This window comes from Nostoc sp. 'Peltigera membranacea cyanobiont' 232 (assembly GCF_002245985.1).
Lineage (GTDB): Bacteria > Cyanobacteriota > Cyanobacteriia > Cyanobacteriales > Nostocaceae > Nostoc.
The window spans coordinates 1-18,792 of record NZ_NOLK01000158.1; the positions used below are offsets into that span (position 1 = coordinate 1).

The following is an 18,792-nucleotide window of genomic DNA, read 5'->3' on the forward strand; positions in this document are numbered from 1 at the left end:
ATAAATACTTGTCATTACGAACGCAGCGATAGCGAAGTGAAGTAATCGCAGAGTCCGCAGCGATTGCTTCGTTCCACTCCGTTTCACTCGCAATGACATATCGTAAGTGATTAAGCGGACTTGATATTAAAGGAGGAAAATAGCCCACCTTTTTAAGGTGGGTTGGGGGATCTTCGCTCGGTAAACAAGCTAACCGAATCGGATTGAGAGAAGACTGACGGAAATACATGATTCCTAACTTATTTGAAGAAATCGGGAATCTGAATCTTAGTCTTTCGCCAACTTATTTTGGGATACGTAGTAAACCTTACTACCAGTATCAGGTACAAAATGGCAGCTGATACATGAATTCCATAATGACTTCCAAATTGGTTCTTCCGATTTGTGGAAATACTCACCCATCACTGGTTTGATTGCTTCAGTTGCCTTCAGCAAATTGTAGTGAGGAATGTTAAGGAATATATGGTGAGCAACATGAGTACCGATATCGTGATGGATATGATTAACTAAACCATAATCACGGTCAATACTAGAAATTGCGCCTTTTAGGAAAGTCCAATCTTCTCCACGATACCAGGGAATCTCTGGCTCAGTGTGGTGCAAGAATGTCACCAAATCTAGCCAAACAATGAACACAAGGTAGGGCACAGCGTAATATTTCAGCAACCACATCCAGCCCCATTGGTAGGTGAGGAAACCCAGCAAACCTACCATCCCAATCAAAAGCACAGTACTAGTAATAACATCCCATTTTTCCGATGGTTTGAAAAGCGAACTACTGGGCAAAAAGTGGGAGCCTTCCTTGTTAGGAGAACGCTTAAACAGATACACAGGATAGGCCAATAGAAAAACATAATATCTGCCTATTTTTTGTGCTAAAGGCATCTCCTTATATTGTGATTCGCTTACCGGATACCAGCTTTCATCGTTATCGATGTTGCCAGTATTTTTGTGATGGGTTCTGTGACTAATCCGCCAACCATGATAAGGAACAAGTATTGGTGTGTGAGAAAGATGTCCAATCAAATCATTGAGCCATTTATGCTTAGAAAAAGATTGGTGTCCGCAGTCATGTCCGACTACAAATAAAGCCCAAAACATCGTTCCTTGCATTAGCCAGAAAATCGGAAAGAAAAGCCAAGAATCCAGGTAAGAAGCAACTGCATAAAGCAGACCGATAATCAGGATGTCACGAAAGAAGTAAAAAAGTGATTTTGTCACATTGGGCTGAAAGCATTCAGCAGGAATTGCAACTTTTAAATCCTGAAGACTGAAAGGTAATTTAGTCGTATCTTCAGACTTTTCACAGCCAGTAGAATCGTTGAACGTGATGATATTTGATGACACTGGATTCTTTTGTTGGATATAAATCGGAACTTTAATTGAGACAAGATCATCTCAACTCTAGAATGCCCACGATCCTAGCGATCGCTAACACACAAGAGGATAATTTCTGGCAATTTATCTAAAAATTTATTCATTAAACAATTGCCAGATTCTATTAAAACACAGCACGATCAAGGCTTTCGTTAATTAAAGAGCGTGAGTGTAATCACAGCGCTATTTATTGCTTTGCGTAATGTTCGTTGAAAGTCTTATAACCAACATCAGTTGTGTACAGTTGACACTGGTCTGTAATCTGCTTCATTAAAGGCCAAGAAAACTGACACTCATCATGGAGATAAGGCCCCCAATTTTCTTTGATGCTACTATAAGCTAACCGCAAATTATAAGAAGGAATCGCAGTGGAAATATGATGAGGGACATGAACATTGATATCGTGGCACAGGATTTCTACCCAACGCGGATAATCGCAATGGATAGTGCCAGATAACTGTGCTAGAGCCTCATTCCACTTATTCGCTGTCGCAAAAGGAACATCTGCGGCTGTATGGTGAACAATAGTAAAAGTACTCATCCAAAAATGGTAAATCATCCAGGGTACTAGCCAGAACTTGACAAATCCCCAGATACCAGTCGTGGCGACCAGAAGTGGAAAAGCGATCGCACCAAATACAACCACTACAGCCACAGAAAGCTTGATGCTGGATTGGTCTTGAGTTTTGAAGTTCCGCCAATCAAAATGCACCACAGCCCAATGTCCAATGGAACCTACCCACCAGAAGCGTTTACGCATGAACAGCTTAAAAGCAGACTGACGGGTTGTATCCCAATTTTCAAACACTTCTGGTCTGATTGGATGCCAAGCGTTATCCTCATCCAGCTTGTTGGTATGAGTATGGTGATAATTATGCTTGATGCGCCAACTGTGAAAGGGGTAAATCAACGGCATCATGAAGAAATGCCCCACCAAATCATTTACCCAACGACGTTTGGCAAAAGACCTGTGACCACAATCATGACCAATTACAAAAAAACCTGTTAAAGCAGTACCCGTAAAAATCCAAGCTAGGGGCAAAAGAAACCAAGGAGTGATAATCAGGCTGTAATAACCCAAGGCAACAGCCAAGACACTTAGTATTACTTGTGTCCAAGCTTTGCGACGGTTCTGCTGAAAACATTCCCGTGGCAGGGTTTTGATAATATCTTTGAGCCGGAAGTCGGAATTACCAGGCTCGTCACTTAGTTTTTGGCTGTTAATTATTGATGTAGTCATGAACACCTGAAAAACAACAAACTCCTCCACAAAGTCACCAAAAGTAACTTGCCGCACAAATTCTTCACATTAGCGCTTTGGATTATAGCAACCTAATAGACACAAGCGCACCAGTAATATTAGTCAAGAGTCAAAAGTAGAGAATTTTGACTAATAACTTTAGATTTTAGATTATTTCGGTTCATGTCCCGATGCCAAGTATCCTTGTGGTCTCTTTCAATTCAAAAGACGCAGGCTTTACACTACGCTATGGGCAATCCAAAATCCAAAATTGCTTGACTTACTGCTTTGTTGGGGCCAACTTCACATTACTAGCCAGACCAACCGCTTGTAGCAATTGAACCGTCATCCAAGTTAAATCGATTTCCCACCATTCCAGCCCATGACGAGCTGAGTATTGAAAGGCATGATGGTTATTGTGCCAGCCTTCACCGAAAACTAGTACGGCTACCCACCAGCAATTAGTCGAGCGATCGCCAGAATCATAGCTCTGATAGCCAAATTTATGAGTCGCACTGTTCACCAACCAAGTGCAGTGGTAAACCCAGACAATGCGAACAAAAATTCCCCAAATAACAAAGGGCCAGCCACCCAGAAGCAAAAGCAATACACCCAAGGCAACCTGGATCAAAATGAAATATTTTTCTAAAAACTGATAAACTGGGTCTTCGGCAATATCTTTGGTGAAACGAGGAACATCAGCGTGAGCGGGACAATAATGAGTCAGCCAACCCATGTGGCTCCACCAAAAGCCTTTATTAGAATCATGGGGATCGGTATCTGTATCAGAGTTTAAATGATGAATCCGATGTGTCCCGATCCACTCAATTGGGCCTCCTTGACAAGAGAGTGTCCCGAAGAAAACCAGGAGATACTCTAGCCATTTGGGAGTTTGAAAACTGCGGTGGGTGACAAGGCGGTGAAATCCTAGAGTAACGCCTAAACCGCCAGTCACCCAGTACAGCAAGAAACCCACACCAACTGCTGTCCAGCTAAAGTTACCAGGAACAAAAGCAAATAAAGCGCCGATGTGCAGTCCAATGAAAAACAGGGTGTTAACCCAGTTAATTTGAGGTTTGGTTGAGGTAGCAATTGTCATGCGATAACCTGAATTTGAATTTTCCTGCCTAGTCTGTGCGATTTGAAAATCCGCATATCTATAATTTAATTTTTTTTGAACGAGGAACTGATGAACAGCTTAGAACAGCTGCGGCAAGCAGAACAGGCACTATTAGAAATTTTTTCTGGAATTGACGCTCAGGTCAAGCATAATCTAAAACGAGTGCTGGATGCCTTTCGTAATCACCGTGTGGGCGCACACCACTTTGCGGGTGTAAGTGGCTATGGTCACGATGATTTAGGACGAGAAACTTTAGATAAAGTTTTTGCCGAAGTTATGGGTGCTGAAGCTGCGGCCGTGCGGGTTCAGTTCGTTTCAGGAACTCACGCGATCGCCTGTGCTTTGTTTGGTGTTCTCCGTCCCGGAGATGAAATGTTAGCAGTGGTCGGTTCTCCCTACGATACGCTTGAAGAAGTCATTGGTTTACGGGGTAAAGGTCAAGGCTCCCTTATCGAGTTTGGCATAAATTACCGCCAATTGGAGCTAACCCCCGAAGGAACTATAGATTGGCCAGCAATAAGAACTAATGTGACTGAAAACACTCGTTTAGTGTTAATTCAGCGCTCTTGTGGCTATTCTTGGCGACCTAGTTTATCAATTGCCGATATTGAAAAAATTGTCCACTTAGTCAAACAGCAGAATCCAAACACCGTTTGCTTTGTGGATAACTGCTACGGCGAATTTATTGAAACAAAGGAACCTACAGGTGTAGGTGCTGATTTAATGGCGGGATCGCTAATTAAAAATCCTGGTGGCACTATTGTCAGCGCTGGTGGTTATGTCGCTGGTCGCGCCGACTTAGTAGAAGCATCCGCTTGTCGCCTCACTGCTCCCGGTATCGGTAGTTATGGCGGTGCTACTTTTGACCAAAATCGCCTGCTGTTCCAAGGCTTATTTCTAGCGCCGCAAATGGTCGGGGAGGCGATGAAAGGGACATACTTAACTGGTTATGTATTTGATAAACTCGGTTATCCAGTGAATCCTGCTCCCCTTGCTCCCCGTGGTGATGTAATTCAAGCAATTAAACTTGGTTCAGCCGAAAAGCTAATTGCTTTCTGTAAAGCCATCCAACAGCATTCTCCCATCGGTTCTTACTTAGATCCTATCCCAGATGAAATGCCGGGGTATGAGAGCAAAGTAGTCATGGCTGGAGGGACATTTATTGAGGGGAGTACTTTGGAATTATCGGCTGATGGGCCAATGCGATCGCCTTATGTGGTTTATTGCCAGGGGGGGACTCATTGGACTCATGTAGCGATCGCATTAGAGGCTGCGATTAATGCAATCGGATTTATGACAGATTAATGAAAGGCGATCGCATTAGTTATCTTTTGACAGGTTAGAGGAGATTCTTCTTTTTCCAATCTGCTAAAGGTTAGGATAAATCCAATTGGAAGATTGCGGCTTTTTGTGCTGAAGCCTCTGGATTTTGGAAATCAGGACTACTGATTCTCAGCAATTCTCATTTTGAAAAGAAAACAGGAAAAATTTTCTATTTAAAACAAGAGTAATTTTGTAGAATTATCCTTTTTTTAGCGATCGCCAAATTTCAGATCGGTGCAAATCAGTTCTCGTCCCGTCCGTGGACTTGAGCCGGTGGACTAGTTGCTTCAACAGCTGTGAATGGTTCCAAGATTTTGTATGTGTGGCTGGCTCCTATGGGCACAACCCAAGAACTCCCAGGCTCTAGCAAAATCATTTGCCCTTCAATGTGCAATTCGGCACGACCATTAATTACATAACCTACTGTTTCATAGTCGCGCGAACTTGGTTCTTTGTTTTCGCTTGGTTGTTCGTCTTCCCAAAGACGCAGAGAAACAGATTTACCAGAAGCAAGATACTTCTGACCGAGTTTACCTTTAGGGGAGTGGGTAGAATCTATTTTTTTAACGCTGGTGTCGCTCATTTTAAACTAATCACCTTAAGGTTTGAGTACAACTTTGACGCAGTTATCTTTCTTGTCTTTAAAAATTTCATAACCGTGGGGCGCTTGTTCTAAAGGTAATCTGGGGGTGACAACAAAGGTTGGATCGATTTCACCTTTTTAAACGTGTCTCCATGCCAGCAAACTGCCTTGATCGTTAGCTAGTCCTAAGTTATGATTTCTGGCTCGTTAATATCAAGATAAATGCTCGAATTTAAGTGATTTTGAGACGCGATAGTTATCGCGTCTCAGTAACCGATCGAAGATTGTGAAACAATGGATGAGTCAAAATTTTAGACTCAATATTTGCTACAAGTCTAGATTCTATCTCTCAGTTGTTTGCTAGAAGGATTTTGGTAATAACCTTCTTTATTTCCGGCTTTGTTTTTTGCAGGATCAAAAAACTCTTTTGTAGCTCTAGGAGTTTTTTCATCCAAGTTTAACTTTTCGCGGATATTATCAGCAGCACTTTTTAAGGGATTTTGAGTGTTTCTTAGTTGGGTATCGTTTCTTGTTTGGGTATCGTTTCTAACTTCCCCTTCGTTTGGTGTTCCTTTGTAATAAATACCCTCTGGAGTTTTAACAGTCTCAGCTTGTGCTACATTAACATAGCTAAAAGCCTGACCCAGTAAAAACATAAATCCTACCAGAAAAACTACAAGGATTTGGGAAATACGAATATTTCGCAGCCCTGAAATTACTCTACTCATAAAAACCTCAATTGCATTATGTTGGGTGGACAATTCTTAAACCTGAATGCTGATAATCATTCAGGTTTAAGAATAACTTTGATGTAGTTATCCTTTTTTTGTTGAAAAATATGATGGATGTGGGGTGTTTCTTCGCAAGCCACGACCACCAGTCATCTCTTTCAACGCTTTGCCAGGATTAACTTTTTCGTAGTTAATCACTTCGCTTTGGCAAAATTTTTCGCCATTTTCAGGCGTTCGGGGAAGCGATCGCTTTACCCGGATTTCTCACCACACCTCTCAAAGCCCGTGCTTGTGCAGGGGAGCAGGGGAGCAGGGGAGCAGGAGAGCAGGGGAGAGTTCAAATACCAAGTTCTTTCCCCTCTGCCCCTCTGCTCAGGGGAAACGCCTGAAGCTTGTGAGAAATGCGGGTTTAGTCATTGGTCATTCGCTAAAGTTCGGAGCCCCACTGATACCGCGAACGTCTTAATAATTACGAATTACGTTAGCGTAGCGTTAGCAAATATTCGTTCGCTTTTAGCGTCTCGTAGAGAGCGTCATTACGAATTACGAATTACGAATTACGAATTACGAATTACATTGACACCGCCGCCCCTGTAGTCGGCTTAGGAGCTTGAACTTGAACACCCATCCGCGCCCGATATAGTTCCGCTAATCGCTGTTCGTATTTCAATAAATCGTGGTAAATTTCTTTGAAAATAGCACTTGCTGCTGGATCGGTCAACATTGCACATAAATTACCAATATCGCCTATACCAGTTTGCACATCCCCTAAAGCAGAACGTAACTGATATATGTCATCACTTCCTGTAAAGGCAGTTTTCACCTTGGCATACTGATTAGCAATGTTTGCCCCTAAAGAAGGTTTTTCACCTAAATGATGAAGATATATTTCCAGTTTTTCAATGTGGCGCTGTTTATTAGCAATTATTTCTTGAAAGACTGAGTTTACTTCGCTATCTGATTCCTTTTCTAAGTATTTCTCAAATGCTTCTAGAGAATAGCGTTCACCAGCAAGGGCATTATTTAAACCTCTGCTGATATCACCTTTAGTTGAGCCACCCCAAGCATCAGCTAGTTTCCACCATTCAGCACTTGTGTCTTTCTCATCTGGTAATGCCGCATCTTTGCCACCATAGCCCAAACGGCTTAATATAGCTGTGGTGAAAATTGGCAAGTCTCCAGGTTCACGAGATGTAATCAAATTCCCGTCAACTACCACCGGCTCATCTAGATAATTTGCGCCAGCGTTAATCATATCCTTGGCAATAGCGCTAAAACCAGTGGCTTGTTTGCCTTTGAGTAAGTCGCCATCAATCAAAACTTGTGGGCCATGACAAACCGCAGCGACTAATTTTCCTAGTTGTACAGCTTCTTGGACAAAACGTACTGTATTGGTGTTCCGCCGCATTTTATCGGGAGCCATCCCACCAGGAATTATCACCGCATCAAATTGGGCTGCGATCGCTTCTGTTGTAGTACCATCAGCTTGAATACTGAGTTTGCCGCGTTTACCCTTATATTTTTCATTCATTCGGGAACCAAGGACTACTACCTCTATTCCAGCTTGTTTTAGTCCATTATAAGGAACTGTAAATTCGGCATCCTCTACTGCCTGTTCAATGAGGATGGCAACTTTTTTATTCTCGGAATGATTGTTATAGTCAGTCATAGATTGTATTACCTGTTTTTTTCTAGTTTTTAACTAGCTACAATATTCATCAATAAGGACAGTTAAAGTTCTGGGTTGTTAATGGAATAGAACCACTAAAATTCTGTTTTTTCTCTAATAAAGAATAGCTATGAGTGAGAAGTTAACTACTGAATAATTTCGGCTGATAAACTCCTAACTCATAACTAAAAATTTCAACTACAAGTTACTTGACCATGATTTCATATTTCCAATGATATGGTGCGATCGCTCCTTTAGCTTCGTTCCAAGGGGATAGATTCTTTTATTTCTAAAGCTATACATCTCTAGCAAGATAACTTCGCGATCGGAAAACGTTATTATGATAATGCAGAAAAAGGCTATTATCATGGCAAAAAAAAATCAGAATGACGAAATTCAAACCAATGATTTGCCACAGGAAATTACCGAATCCTACGGTACTGGTGTGAAAGAATTGCCAGGATACAATATTGGTGGGCGCTCAATGAAAGAAGAAAGACGTGAGTATACAGAAACTAGTCCTAAACTGACTGGTGGTGATGTTGATGCTTATTGGCAAGATGCAGATGCAGTTGGAGATGAAGCTGTTGGTGGTAGCACTGCCACTCCCGATCAAAATGTAACTGAAGAGCTAGAAGCAGCAGTGGGACTAGAAATGGATGACTCCGAGTTTCTCCATACCAATGATATTTTAGAGGATCGTGATGGCGATCGCTGGGAGTTAGATCCCAACTCTTCAGAAGATTATCAAGCTCGGCGAGAATAATTAGAGTGTTCCAAAAAATAAATGATCCAAAACCCGTCGTTGCGAGCGAAGCGAAGCAATCGCAGCCCTTGGGATTGCTTCGCTTCGCTCGCAACGACAATTGGGCATTTTCTTTCTTGGAGTACTCTTACTTCTCAAGATCCTCCTTAAAAAGGAGGATTTAAGAGGATCTAATTTAGCCATCACCATCACTTTTAAAAAATTCTATATCCACTATCTAAAGAAACTTAACATTTATCCCAATAAATATCTCTTAATAATCTTTCAGGTTAGCAGCTAGCTCTGCTATTGGAATCCGGTTTGATTTTGAGAAAAGATACGTAGGGGAGGCAGTCGTGTGGGCGGGTTTATCGACTTGAGCGGTAGCGACTGTGCGTAGCGTCACTGGCGTTGTATTAGCGACATCGTAACGCACTCAATCCTTGATAATGGTGCGTTACGAACTTCGTTCTAACACACCCTACAATACCTAAATTTTGTTCAAAAATCAAATAGGAGTACTATATTACCATTTAATTTTGAGGAATTATCTAACTGTAGTCCTTCTAATGCAGGACTACAGTTAGACCATTTTATGTTCTGTTTAGAATTATTCTTCTTTCTGGTTTTAATACCTCTGTCTTAAGTAGGGTAAAACGTTAAAGATACATTTGTTAACGTTGTAAACAGCACTGATAAATTGCAACTGGAGTTAATAATGACATTTACACAAACTAGCGATCCAACTATTCGCGAACATGTTCAAGCTTGGCAAAAGCTGGATGTGGATCAACAACTAGCTTTGTTTTGGTTCATTTACAAAGAAATGGGTAGCTCAATTACGCCAGCCGCCCCTGGTGCTAGTACTGTTTCTCCAGAAATCGCGGAAGGTTTGTTTAACCAAGTTAAGGAACTATCTCACGAAGAACAATTACAAGTTCAGCGTGACTTGATTAATAAAGTAGATAGCCAACTTTCTCGTCAATATGGTTCTTTGGGTGATACTACCAAGCTACTATTTTGGTATCGATTATCTCAAGGCATGGATAGTAGTACTATTATTCCAGTACCTGCTGACTATCAACTTCCCTCAGAATCTAAGGTGTTGTTTGGCAAAATTCAAGGATTAGCCTTTGAGCAACAAATTACTCTTTTCCGTGATTATGTTTCGCCAATGGGTGCCCAAGCAAAATCAGGTGCGGAAATTTAGCATTTTTTAAATTTTTAGGCAGCTTGATGATAAATAAACTTGAGGATTTAGTGACTTTCGTCAAGGGAATTCTCTAGTTTGATGATATCATGTCCGGTTAAAAAATTGTCATTGCGTTCGCCCTTGGCGTTCCTGTTCGCGTAGCGTCTCCGAAGGAGAAGGGTACGAAGTGAAGCAATCCCAAAAGCTTTGCGATTGCTTCCTTCCACTTCGTTGCACTCGCAATGACATATCACAAGTAATTTGCCGGACATGATATAAGTCATAGAAAAATACCTATCCCTCTGCAACGAGGAAAGGGATAGGCTTGAACTCAAGTTCAAGACAGGGGGAGGTTCGTCGAACCAATCGCTGCTTGATAGCGACCAAGAGCGATTAAAGGAAAGTATTGTTGATACAGATGATATTTGAGATAAAAATGCCTTGGGAATCCAGTCCCTGTAAAATCAGCCTCAAACCAAGTACCATCAGGTTTTTGAGTTGCAACTAAATAGGCAATTCCTTGCTCAATAGCATCAAGAGCTAATTTACCAGTTGCTTCACCTGCTGCCAAGAGGCCAATTAAAGCCCAAGCGGTTTGAGATGCAGTACTATTGCCTTTTCCTTTAAGACTGGGATCGTCGTAGCTGCGGCAAGTCTCGCCCCAACCACCATCTGGATTTTGACATGCAACTAACCAAGCTGCTCCCCGTTCTATACTTTTTTTATGTCTTTGAGGATCGATTAACGCCAAAGCTGACAAAACGCCACTTGTGCCGTAGATATAATTTACACCCCAACGACCAAACCAACAGCCTTCGATTTCTTGTTCGCCCAGAAGATAAGTTAGCGATCGCTCTAAATTATCACTATCAATTGACAAATCACAAGCACCTAGCATTTCTACGACTCTAGCCGTAACATCTGCTGTGTTTGGATCGATCATCGCTTTCAAGTCACCATAAGGAATCGAGTTAAGCCAATCTCGATCGTTATCCAAATCAAAAGCAGCCCAACCACCCGGTTTACATTGCATAGATGCAATCCAGTTTAACGCCCGTGCGATCGCAGCCTGCTTGATTTTTTCGTTGGGAAGTTTCGCCAAATGTAGTGCCATCACTACCACCGCCGAGTCGTCTACATCGGGATAAAACCGATTCTCAAACTCAAACGCCCAAGCCCCTGGTTTTCCCTGACGATTTTTGACAGACCAATCGCCATAATCCAAAATTTGTTTTTGCAACAACCATTCACCCGCCTTTACCACAACTGGATGATCTGGTACAAAGCCAGATTCTACTAATGCACGCATCGCCCAAGCTGTATCCCAAACAGGTGAAACACAAGGTTGAACTCGGTAGCTATTCTCTGTTTCAATGGCAAAGTTATCAATTGCTTGCAAACCTCGTTCCACAATCGGATCGCTTCGGTCATAATCCAGACAGCGCAAAGCTAGCATTGAATTCAGCATCGCCGGAATAATGCCCCCCCAGTCGCCTGTAGCTTCTTGCCGTTCTAAAATCCATTTTTCGGCGGCTTTGATGCCTTCTTCACGGAAGGGTACTAAATTTAGGCTTTCTGCCAACTTGAATCCTCGATCGAGGGTGAGGAATAAATCTGTCCAATCGCCAGCTTGAGGTAATTCCCACCGGACTCGATCGACACCTTCAGCGTATAGTTCATCTAGATTGATAGTTGGGTTGGTGAGAAAAACAGGTTTGCGATCGCATACAATCAGTAATGGTACTGTACTGGAACGTGCCCAGCTAGACATCTCGTAAATATTAACTGGGAAACCTTCAGGCAACAGCATCACCCAAGGCGGTAGCGAGGGAATACCGCGCCAGTTGTAGCAGCCAATCAAAGCTAAGTGCAACTTAGTAAAAATTCGAGTTTTGCTAACACCGCCCCGTTGAAGAATAAAAGCTTTCGCCCGAATCATCGCCGGATCGGTTGCTGGTACTCCTAGCAGCCTCAGCGCCATGTAAGCTTCAACTGAAGTGCTAAGTTCTCCGCCATCACCATAGTAAAGTTCCCAGCCGCCATGCTGTCGTTGCTCGTCACGCAGATATGCTGCAACTTTGTGCAAAGGTCTGGTTTGGTCTGTTCCCCAAATTTTATGCAAAAGGACGGCTTCAGCAGTGATGGTGACATTAGATTCTAACTCTGCCCACCAGTAGCCTGTGGGATTTTGAATCGAAAGCAGATATTCTTGGCTGGCTGCGATCGCTTCTGCAACTTGATTGACTTTCGTCTTATTTTGTGTTTGCATCAAATACTATCTAACCTCAACACCCAACACTAGTTATGAACACGGCAATACTATGAAAAATTTTTCCTTTATTGGTAGACATAGTATTGTGTCTGAGTCACTGAGAATTTGCAATAGATCATGGATGTAATTGTATTAGGATTGATGCTGTTATCCTTGACAATTTGGTTAGGATTACTGTGTTTTTGGGGACAATTTTGGCGGACAGACCAGCAATTAGAGGTTACAGAAACTCAGCTAGAATCGTTACCTGTAGTTTGTGCCGTAGTTCCAGCCCGTAACGAAGCTGAATTGCTTCCAACCACGTTGCGATCGCTCCTACTTCAAGATTATCCTGGTTCTTTCAACGTGTTTTTGGTAGACGATCGCAGCACAGACCGAACAGCAAATTTTGCCGAAGGAGTTGCACACGCTGTCGGTAAACCCCAGCAATTACATATTATCTCAGGCGAATTACTGCCTTCTGGTTGGTCGGGCAAACTTTGGGCTGTTGAGCAAGGTATAAATAGTGCTGGTAAATTCGCACCTGACTATTTTTTACTGACTGACGCAGATATCGAACACGATCCTGGTAATCTCCGCCGCCTCGTTGCGAAAGCTGTCCAAGAAGATTTAGACATGGTTTCGGTAATGGTGCGACTTAGGTGTGACAGCTTTTGGGAAAAACTTTTGATTCCAGCTTTCGTCTTTTTCTTCCAAAAACTCTATCCTTTTCGCTGGGTTAATAATCCCAACAATCCCACAGCCGCCGCCGCCGGGGGATCTATTCTGATCGCCCGTGAAGCTTTAGAGCGAATCGGGGGTATTCAAGTGATTCGCCAAGCTTTAATTGATGATTGCGCCCTAGCTCAAGCTATTAAGAGAGGGACTGGGTATTGGGTACTAGGGACTAGGGAAGAGTTTTCCCAATCCCTAGTACCCAATACCCAGTACCAAATCCCCATTAAAGGGCGTATCTGGTTAGGATTGAGTAGCTTGACTCGCAGTTTGCGTCCTTATGATTCGCTAGCGACAATTTGGGATATGGTTGCTCGTACTGCCTATACCCAACTAAACTATTCTCCATTACTACTCTTGGGCACTTTAGTGGGAATGCCTCTGATTTATCTACTTGCACCTGTATGTGTAATTCTAGGTGCAGTTTGGGGTAGTTGGGCGATCGCACTTACTGGTTTATTAGGATGGCTCTTGATGAGTTTCGCTTACTACCCAACAATCCGCTTTTATAAATGTTCTCCTTGGTTAGCCTTTAGTTTACCTGCGATCGCTTTTCTCTATACCCTGATGACTCTAGACTCAGCACTCCTTCACTGGCAAGGACGCGGCGGCGCTTGGAAAGGAAGAGTTTATCCCAGTTCGGATAATTTATAATTGGGATAAAATTGAAGTAAGCCGACAGTGGTTGATTAAAAGAATTATGACAACTGCAACACCAACAAATAATCCTGTTATTGTCCCTAAAAAGCTGCCTTTTCTGGAATCAATTTGTTGGCAAACTGCCGATGTATATCGGTTTACTTTAGAAGAAATGCTCAGTCGCTACGAGCGTGGCTGGCAATATCGCAACCTATTTAATAATCTTGAGGGTGAAGAACTCAATTTTCTTCAGGAACTCGCCAAACGTTATAAATCCTGGTTGCAAGTTTGTTTATGACTTCCAGGTTTGAACACCATAATAAAATTCTCACAGTTCTTGAATCCTTAGATTCTGAAATACTTACCAAGGGTTCTGCTTACTTCGGTGGCGGAACCCTTCTTGCATTTGAGTTTGAAGAATATCGCTGGAGTAAGGATGTTGATTTTATTTCTTCTGTTGGTACAGAAGGCTATAAATATTTACGTACAGTGGTATTTGAGGATGGGCATGAAGCATTATTTCGGGATTTAAGTAAAATCCAAGTTGGACGTAGCACAACTGACCAATATGGAATTCGGATGATCGTTTTTGTGGATGATGTGCCGATTAAAACGGAAATTATTGCTGAAACTCGTTTTCAATTAGACCCACCAAGATATCCAAAGTGGTCACTCGTTCCTTGCTTAAGCTTCAATGACTGTTTTACCTCTAAGCTGCTGTCAAATTCTGACCGTTATGCGGATGACAGTGTTGAAGCAAGAGATTTAATCGATTTAGCAATTCTCCGGCTGCAATCTCCAATCCCTCAAACATCAATTGAGAAGGCTGAAAAAGCATATCAGGTTATGCGCCCTTTGGAAAGAGCGATCGCACTATTTCAGGGAAGACCAGATTACAGAGAGAAATGCTTTCTTGGTCTGCAAGTAGATCGAGCTCAGATACCCAAAATTATTGATGGTATTGATTTACTCTCTATGGATTTAGGTTTATCTCACACTCCAAGGGCTTTTCGAGAACAACATGATATCTTTGCCAATTTAGAAACAGAATTTGAAAAACGAGAAGATTCTTAAACAAATAGCCATTCCCCATTCCCCATTCCCCATTCCCCATCCCTAAATCCTTGAAACTGTTTGTTTATCACTCGCAGGACTAACAGGCAATGGTTGAGCCGCTTTCAGTACCGCATCCAGCAACCCTGGAAACAGCATCTCTAAATCTTCACGCCGCAGAATATTAATGTGATGTGTCCCTTCTTTACGTGTAAAGACTATCCCCGACTCCCGCAAAATCTTAAAATGATTGGACATCGTAGACTTAGCGATCGCAAAATCAAACTGGGCACAGCATTGTTCCCCCTCAGTCGCCAGCAGCCGCACAATCTCTAGCCGCACTGGATCGCCCAATGCATAAAGAACTCCCGGTAAAGAAATATTTTTTCTATCTGGATGATAAAGAAATCTCATAGTTGCATTATCTCATCAGGTGGCATATATTTTTATTATTCGATATTATCGAATTATAGAATTAATTAGGAAGGCAATTTATGTCATCCATTACAAATGTTACGGAAGCCACATTCAAGCAAGAAGTTTTAGAAAGTGAAATTCCGGTCTTAGTAGACTTTTGGGCACCCTGGTGCGGCCCTTGCCGGATGGTGGGGCCAGTCGTCGATGAAGTTGCTGCGGAATACCAAGGACAGGTGAAATTTGTGAAGCTGAATACAGATCAGAATCCGACTGTCGCCAGCCATTATGGAATTCGCAGCATCCCGACGCTGATGGTTTTTAAAGGGGGTCGGCAGGTCGATACTGTCGTAGGGGCAGTTCCAAAAACCACTTTGAATAAGACCTTAGCACAGCATCTTTAATTTGAGTTAAGGGGATTGGGGACTGGGGACTAGGTACTGGGGAGTAGGTACTGGGAGAAGGAGAAAAGTCTGAGCGCCGACTTTCGGCGCTCAGAACTTTGGAGGGATAAGGGGGACAAAGAATATTGAAGAAGTCTCTCCCCAATCCCCAATCCCCAGTCCCAGATCATTCTGTTTCAATTAACGGGGAAAGAGCGAAATGGACTTGAAATTGCATGGTAAATCCGCGCTGGTGAGTGGCTCAACCGCAGGTATCGGTTTGGCGATCGCCCTTGGATTAGCTCAAGAGGGTGCATCAGTAATTGTCAATGGTCGCTCTGAAGAAAGAGTAGCCCAAGCGATCGCCAAAATTCAACAAAGTACACCTGACGCGAAAGTTTCTGGCGTTGTTGCAGATGCGGGTACTGCATCAGGGGTAGAGCAACTTTTGCAAAAAGTTCCTCATGTTGATATCCTGATTAACAATGTGGGTATTTATGAACCAAAAACCTTCTTCGATATTACAGATGAAGATTGGTTAAACATATTTGAGGTTAACGTCCTCAGTGGAGTTCGTTTGAGTCGGCAATATCTGCAAAAGCAGCTAGAGCAAAACTGGGGGCGAATAATTTTTATCTCCAGCGAATCTGCAATTCAGATCCCAGTGGAAATGATTCACTATGGCACAACAAAGACAGCGCAACTAGCCATTGCGCGAGGACTAGCAGAAATCACTGTCGGCACTGGAGTGACAGTAAACTCAGTCCTACCAGGGCCAACGCGCTCCGAAGGCGTTGAAGAGTTTATCACCAAACTGGCGCAGGAACGTGGTATTAGTCCAACAGAAGTTGAGGCTGAGTTTTTTCAGAATGTGCGTCCAAGTTCCTTGATTAAACGCTTTGCAACTAATGAAGAAGTAGCAGCGATCGTAGTTTACCTTTCTAGTCCCGTAGCTTCAGCAACTAATGGTGCAGCTTTACGGGTAGATGGTGGCGTTATTCGGTCGATTGTTTAATATTTGAACCACATCTATCGTAGGGGTTGCCCTACCATCTAGTCTATTTTATGTCCGAGATGCAGGATTTTGAATTTTGTTAGTGCAGCATTAGGCATGAAGTAAAAATAAGCGCGGGCATCTTGCCCGCACTACAAATATTAAATTGTTGAACTTATTTTTACACGACTCCTTAGCGAGCGATCGAGCGTCATTTTGAATTGGAGCAAAGGGACATGACTACTGATATCAACTTATTCTCTTCTTACCAGTTAGGGAATCTGGAACTACCTAACCGGATAGTAATGGCACCCCTAACCCGAAATAGAGCAGGTAAGGGAAATGTACCAAACCAACTTAATGCTACCTACTACGTCCAACGTGCTACCGCCGGACTGATTATTTCTGAAGCAACACAGGTAACTCCTGAAGGACAAGGCTATCCCGCTACACCAGGAATTCATTCGCCAGAACAAGTTGAAGGATGGAAGTTAGTAACCGATGCCGTACATCAGGCGGGAGGAAGAATTTTTCTGCAACTATGGCATGTAGGCAGGATTTCTCACCCAGACTTACAACCCAATGGAGTTTTACCTGTAGCACCTTCTGCGATCGCTCCGAAAGGTGAGGCTGCAACTTATGAAGGGCCAAAACCCTTTGTAACTCCCCGTGCTTTAGAAACTTCAGAAATACCGCAGATAGTCGAACAGTACCGTCAGGGAGCGGCAAATGCTCTAGCGGCTGGGTTTGATGGGGTGGAAATTCACGCAGCTAATGGTTATTTAATAGATCAATTTCTCCGCGATCGCACCAATCAACGGACAGATAAATATGGCGGTTCCATTGAAAATCGCGCCCGATTCCTGTTGGAGGTGACTGAGGCGGTAACTAGTGTGTGGGATTCTAACCGAGTCGGGGTACGTTTCTCTCCTAGTGGGACTTTTAACGATATAGGTGATTCCAATCCCCTGGAAACATTCGGTTACGCGGCTCAAGCATTGAACCGATTTAATTTGGCATATCTACATATTTACGAGGCAACAGAGGCAGATATTAGACATGGCGGGATAATTGTACCCACCAGTCATATCCGCGATCGCTTTACAGGTACACTCATCGTCAATGGTGGTTATACCCGTGAAAAAGGTGATGCTGTACTGGCAAGCAAAGCAGCCGATTTAGTTGCCTTTGGCACGTTATTTATATCAAATCCAGATTTACCCCGACGCTTGGCTTTGAATGCACCACTAAATGAAGCAAATCAAGCAAGTTTTTATGGTGGCGGTGAAGAAGGATATACAGACTATCCATTTTTGTCAGCTGCTAATGAGCCGGTAGCTAAGGCGTAATTCGTAGTTCGTAGTTCATAATTCGTAATTATGAGTCTTCCTTGTGAGGAATGTAGGCAAGTTGTTTATTCTGAAACAGGGAATAATTTTTATTTTGGTTTCATGAATAAATAGATTTGGTTGTACCTTAATTACGAATTATTTGGTCAATAACTCAATTATCAGGAGAATCTCATGAGTCCGATCACTCAAATCCAACCTTTAGATGTACCCAGTGCGATCGCTAAACGTCGTTCAATCAAAACTTTTAAACCAGACCCCATTACCCCAGAACTACTCAAGCAACTGGTAGAGTTGACCGTAGCAGCGCCCAGCAGCTATAACATCCAGTCCTGGCAAATTATTCTTGTGCAAGATGAGGCGCAAAAAGCAGCACTGTCAGCCGCATCTTTTAATCAACAGCAAATTATTCAAGCACCTGTAACCTTTGTTTTTGCCGCCGATCCCAACGCCAGCGAAGAAAACTTGACCCCAATTATAGAGCAGGGACTCGAAACTGGTGCATGGAATGAAGGCACGGTAAATTACTTTAAAACCGCCATCCCGCAATTTCAGGCTGGGCTAGGCGACAAGCGACGCGAATATGCCATCAAAGATGCCATCATCGCCGCTACCCATTTGGTGTTAGCAGCAGAAAGTTTGGGATTATCAACTTGTTTTATGAACGGTTGGATTGAGGATAAGGTAAAGGAAGTGATTGATGCTGGGGATAATCCAAATTTAGCGATCGCTGTTGTTGTTCCTGTCGGCTATGCAGCCGAACCACGCTTAAATCCAGGTCGTTTACCATTCTCCTCCAACGTCTCCGTAGACAGAATCGGTAATCCATACCAGGGTTAGTTCTCTCTAAATTGGGCATGGGGCATTAACAATTCGTAATTCGTAATTCGTAATTCGTAATTCGTAATTCGTAATTCGTAATTCGTAATTCGTAATTCGTAATTATGTTGAGTTATTTCCCAGTCTCCAGTCCCCAGTCCTCAGTCCCCAGTCC

General features: G+C 42.8%; 19 protein-coding genes and 1 pseudogene. 10 read left to right on the forward strand and 10 right to left on the reverse strand.

What is annotated here, in order from left to right:
- The 4 genes from CDG79_RS44300 to CDG79_RS32645 form a co-directional block, all read right to left on the reverse strand.
- The coding region (locus CDG79_RS44300) for a hypothetical protein (RefSeq protein WP_223278473.1) at positions 1-229 on the reverse strand (229 nt) is incomplete at its 3' end.
- Positions 230-267: 38 nt separating this feature from the next.
- On the reverse strand, positions 268-1,347 hold the full coding sequence (locus tag CDG79_RS32635) for a fatty acid desaturase (RefSeq protein ID WP_094345827.1): 1,080 nt from the start codon (positions 1,345-1,347) through the stop codon (positions 268-270).
- A 217-nt stretch (positions 1,348-1,564) separates the two neighbouring features.
- Positions 1,565-2,617 carry a fatty acid desaturase gene (locus tag CDG79_RS32640; RefSeq protein WP_094345842.1) on the reverse strand — a complete coding sequence of 351 codons (1,053 nt, stop codon included), beginning with the start codon at positions 2,615-2,617 and terminating at the stop codon, positions 1,565-1,567.
- Positions 2,618-2,897: 280 nt separating this feature from the next.
- Complete coding sequence (locus CDG79_RS32645; RefSeq protein WP_094331340.1) at positions 2,898-3,716, reverse strand: acyl-CoA desaturase; 819 nt, start codon at positions 3,714-3,716, stop codon at positions 2,898-2,900.
- Between the two features lie 90 nt (positions 3,717-3,806).
- Here CDG79_RS32645 and CDG79_RS32650 point away from each other — a divergent pair, with 90 nt between their 5' ends.
- On the forward strand, positions 3,807-5,042 hold the full coding sequence (locus tag CDG79_RS32650; protein ID WP_094345828.1) for a methionine gamma-lyase family protein: 1,236 nt from the start codon (positions 3,807-3,809) through the stop codon (positions 5,040-5,042).
- 259 nt (positions 5,043-5,301) lie between these two features.
- On the opposite strand, the gene CDG79_RS32655 is transcribed toward CDG79_RS32650, so the two are convergent.
- The 4 genes and pseudogenes from CDG79_RS32655 to CDG79_RS32665 all read right to left on the reverse strand — a co-directional run bounded on the left by CDG79_RS32655 (position 5,302) and on the right by CDG79_RS32665 (position 8,043).
- Positions 5,302-5,643, reverse strand: coding sequence for a cupin domain-containing protein (locus tag CDG79_RS32655; protein WP_094345829.1), 342 nt, complete (start codon positions 5,641-5,643; stop codon positions 5,302-5,304).
- A 15-nt stretch (positions 5,644-5,658) separates the two neighbouring features.
- A pseudogene (locus tag CDG79_RS41600) lies at positions 5,659-5,778 on the reverse strand (glutathione-dependent formaldehyde dehydrogenase); the annotation flags it as partial.
- Between the two features lie 200 nt (positions 5,779-5,978).
- Positions 5,979-6,299, reverse strand: a complete 321-nt coding sequence (locus tag CDG79_RS32660; RefSeq protein ID WP_223278474.1) for a hypothetical protein — start codon at positions 6,297-6,299, stop codon at positions 5,979-5,981.
- A 646-nt stretch (positions 6,300-6,945) separates the two neighbouring features.
- A complete protein-coding gene (locus CDG79_RS32665; protein WP_094345831.1) occupies positions 6,946-8,043 on the reverse strand; it encodes a DJ-1/PfpI/YhbO family deglycase/protease in 1,098 nt (365 codons plus the stop codon).
- A 367-nt stretch (positions 8,044-8,410) separates the two neighbouring features.
- Between CDG79_RS32665 and CDG79_RS32670 the strand changes: the two genes are divergently transcribed.
- Positions 8,411-8,809, forward strand: a complete 399-nt coding sequence (locus CDG79_RS32670) for a DUF6335 family protein (RefSeq protein WP_094345843.1) — start codon at positions 8,411-8,413, stop codon at positions 8,807-8,809.
- Between the two features lie 697 nt (positions 8,810-9,506).
- The gene (locus CDG79_RS32675) at positions 9,507-9,998 is read left to right on the forward strand and encodes an orange carotenoid protein N-terminal domain-containing protein (protein WP_094345832.1); all 492 of its coding nucleotides are present in this window, start codon (positions 9,507-9,509) and stop codon (positions 9,996-9,998) included.
- 319 nt (positions 9,999-10,317) lie between these two features.
- Here CDG79_RS32675 and shc read toward each other — a convergent pair whose 3' ends face one another.
- The gene (gene shc, locus CDG79_RS32680; protein ID WP_094345833.1) at positions 10,318-12,249 is read right to left on the reverse strand and encodes a squalene--hopene cyclase; all 1,932 of its coding nucleotides are present in this window, start codon (positions 12,247-12,249) and stop codon (positions 10,318-10,320) included.
- Between the two features lie 120 nt (positions 12,250-12,369).
- Between shc and CDG79_RS32685 the strand changes: the two genes are divergently transcribed.
- The 3 genes from CDG79_RS32685 to CDG79_RS32695 are packed head-to-tail and all read left to right on the forward strand — an operon-like array spanning position 12,370 to position 14,679.
- Positions 12,370-13,620 (forward strand): glycosyltransferase, encoded by a 1,251-nt coding sequence (locus tag CDG79_RS32685; RefSeq protein ID WP_094345834.1) that lies wholly within the window; start codon positions 12,370-12,372, stop codon positions 13,618-13,620.
- 46 nt (positions 13,621-13,666) lie between these two features.
- The gene (locus CDG79_RS32690) at positions 13,667-13,903 is read left to right on the forward strand and encodes a hypothetical protein (protein ID WP_094345835.1); all 237 of its coding nucleotides are present in this window, start codon (positions 13,667-13,669) and stop codon (positions 13,901-13,903) included.
- On the forward strand, positions 13,900-14,679 hold the full coding sequence (locus CDG79_RS32695) for a nucleotidyl transferase AbiEii/AbiGii toxin family protein (protein ID WP_094345836.1): 780 nt from the start codon (positions 13,900-13,902) through the stop codon (positions 14,677-14,679). Before CDG79_RS32690 ends, CDG79_RS32695 begins: the two co-directional genes overlap by 4 nt.
- A 42-nt stretch (positions 14,680-14,721) precedes the next feature.
- Here CDG79_RS32695 and CDG79_RS32700 read toward each other — a convergent pair whose 3' ends face one another.
- Positions 14,722-15,072 carry an ArsR/SmtB family transcription factor gene (locus tag CDG79_RS32700; RefSeq protein WP_094345837.1) on the reverse strand — a complete coding sequence of 117 codons (351 nt, stop codon included), beginning with the start codon at positions 15,070-15,072 and terminating at the stop codon, positions 14,722-14,724.
- A gap of 80 nt (positions 15,073-15,152) precedes the next feature.
- Here CDG79_RS32700 and trxA point away from each other — a divergent pair, with 80 nt between their 5' ends.
- From trxA to CDG79_RS32720, 4 genes are all read left to right on the forward strand, one after another.
- Complete coding sequence (gene trxA / locus CDG79_RS32705) at positions 15,153-15,476, forward strand: thioredoxin (RefSeq protein WP_094345838.1); 324 nt, start codon at positions 15,153-15,155, stop codon at positions 15,474-15,476.
- Positions 15,477-15,675: 199 nt separating this feature from the next.
- Positions 15,676-16,470, forward strand: coding sequence for an SDR family NAD(P)-dependent oxidoreductase (locus CDG79_RS32710; protein ID WP_094345839.1), 795 nt, complete (start codon positions 15,676-15,678; stop codon positions 16,468-16,470).
- A 215-nt stretch (positions 16,471-16,685) separates the two neighbouring features.
- Entirely contained in the window at positions 16,686-17,798 is a 1,113-nt protein-coding gene (locus tag CDG79_RS32715; protein ID WP_094345840.1) for an alkene reductase, read from the forward strand.
- A 174-nt stretch (positions 17,799-17,972) separates the two neighbouring features.
- A complete protein-coding gene (locus CDG79_RS32720; RefSeq protein WP_094345841.1) occupies positions 17,973-18,638 on the forward strand; it encodes a nitroreductase family protein in 666 nt (221 codons plus the stop codon).
- Positions 18,639-18,792 lie beyond the last annotated feature (154 nt).

Coding starts and splice junctions, on each gene's coding strand:
- CDG79_RS32700 (WP_094345837.1), bottom strand. CDS start 15,072: ATGAGATTTCTTTATCATCCAGATAGAAAAAATATTTCTTTACCGGGA.
- CDG79_RS32665 (WP_094345831.1), bottom strand. CDS start 8,043: ATGACTGACTATAACAATCATTCCGAGAATAAAAAAGTTGCCATCCTC.
- CDG79_RS32670 (WP_094345843.1), top strand. CDS start 8,411: ATGGCAAAAAAAAATCAGAATGACGAAATTCAAACCAATGATTTGCCA.
- CDG79_RS32645 (WP_094331340.1), bottom strand. CDS start 3,716: ATGACAATTGCTACCTCAACCAAACCTCAAATTAACTGGGTTAACACC.
- CDG79_RS32695 (WP_094345836.1), top strand. CDS start 13,900: ATGACTTCCAGGTTTGAACACCATAATAAAATTCTCACAGTTCTTGAA.
- CDG79_RS32675 (WP_094345832.1), top strand. CDS start 9,507: ATGACATTTACACAAACTAGCGATCCAACTATTCGCGAACATGTTCAA.
- trxA (WP_094345838.1), top strand. CDS start 15,153: ATGTCATCCATTACAAATGTTACGGAAGCCACATTCAAGCAAGAAGTT.
- CDG79_RS32690 (WP_094345835.1), top strand. CDS start 13,667: ATGACAACTGCAACACCAACAAATAATCCTGTTATTGTCCCTAAAAAG.
- CDG79_RS32720 (WP_094345841.1), top strand. CDS start 17,973: ATGAGTCCGATCACTCAAATCCAACCTTTAGATGTACCCAGTGCGATC.
- CDG79_RS32655 (WP_094345829.1), bottom strand. CDS start 5,643: ATGAGCGACACCAGCGTTAAAAAAATAGATTCTACCCACTCCCCTAAA.
- CDG79_RS32660 (WP_223278474.1), bottom strand. CDS start 6,299: ATGTTTTTACTGGGTCAGGCTTTTAGCTATGTTAATGTAGCACAAGCT.
- CDG79_RS32640 (WP_094345842.1), bottom strand. CDS start 2,617: ATGACTACATCAATAATTAACAGCCAAAAACTAAGTGACGAGCCTGGT.
- shc (WP_094345833.1), bottom strand. CDS start 12,249: ATGCAAACACAAAATAAGACGAAAGTCAATCAAGTTGCAGAAGCGATC.
- CDG79_RS32710 (WP_094345839.1), top strand. CDS start 15,676: ATGGACTTGAAATTGCATGGTAAATCCGCGCTGGTGAGTGGCTCAACC.
- CDG79_RS32685 (WP_094345834.1), top strand. CDS start 12,370: ATGGATGTAATTGTATTAGGATTGATGCTGTTATCCTTGACAATTTGG.
- CDG79_RS32715 (WP_094345840.1), top strand. CDS start 16,686: ATGACTACTGATATCAACTTATTCTCTTCTTACCAGTTAGGGAATCTG.
- CDG79_RS32650 (WP_094345828.1), top strand. CDS start 3,807: ATGAACAGCTTAGAACAGCTGCGGCAAGCAGAACAGGCACTATTAGAA.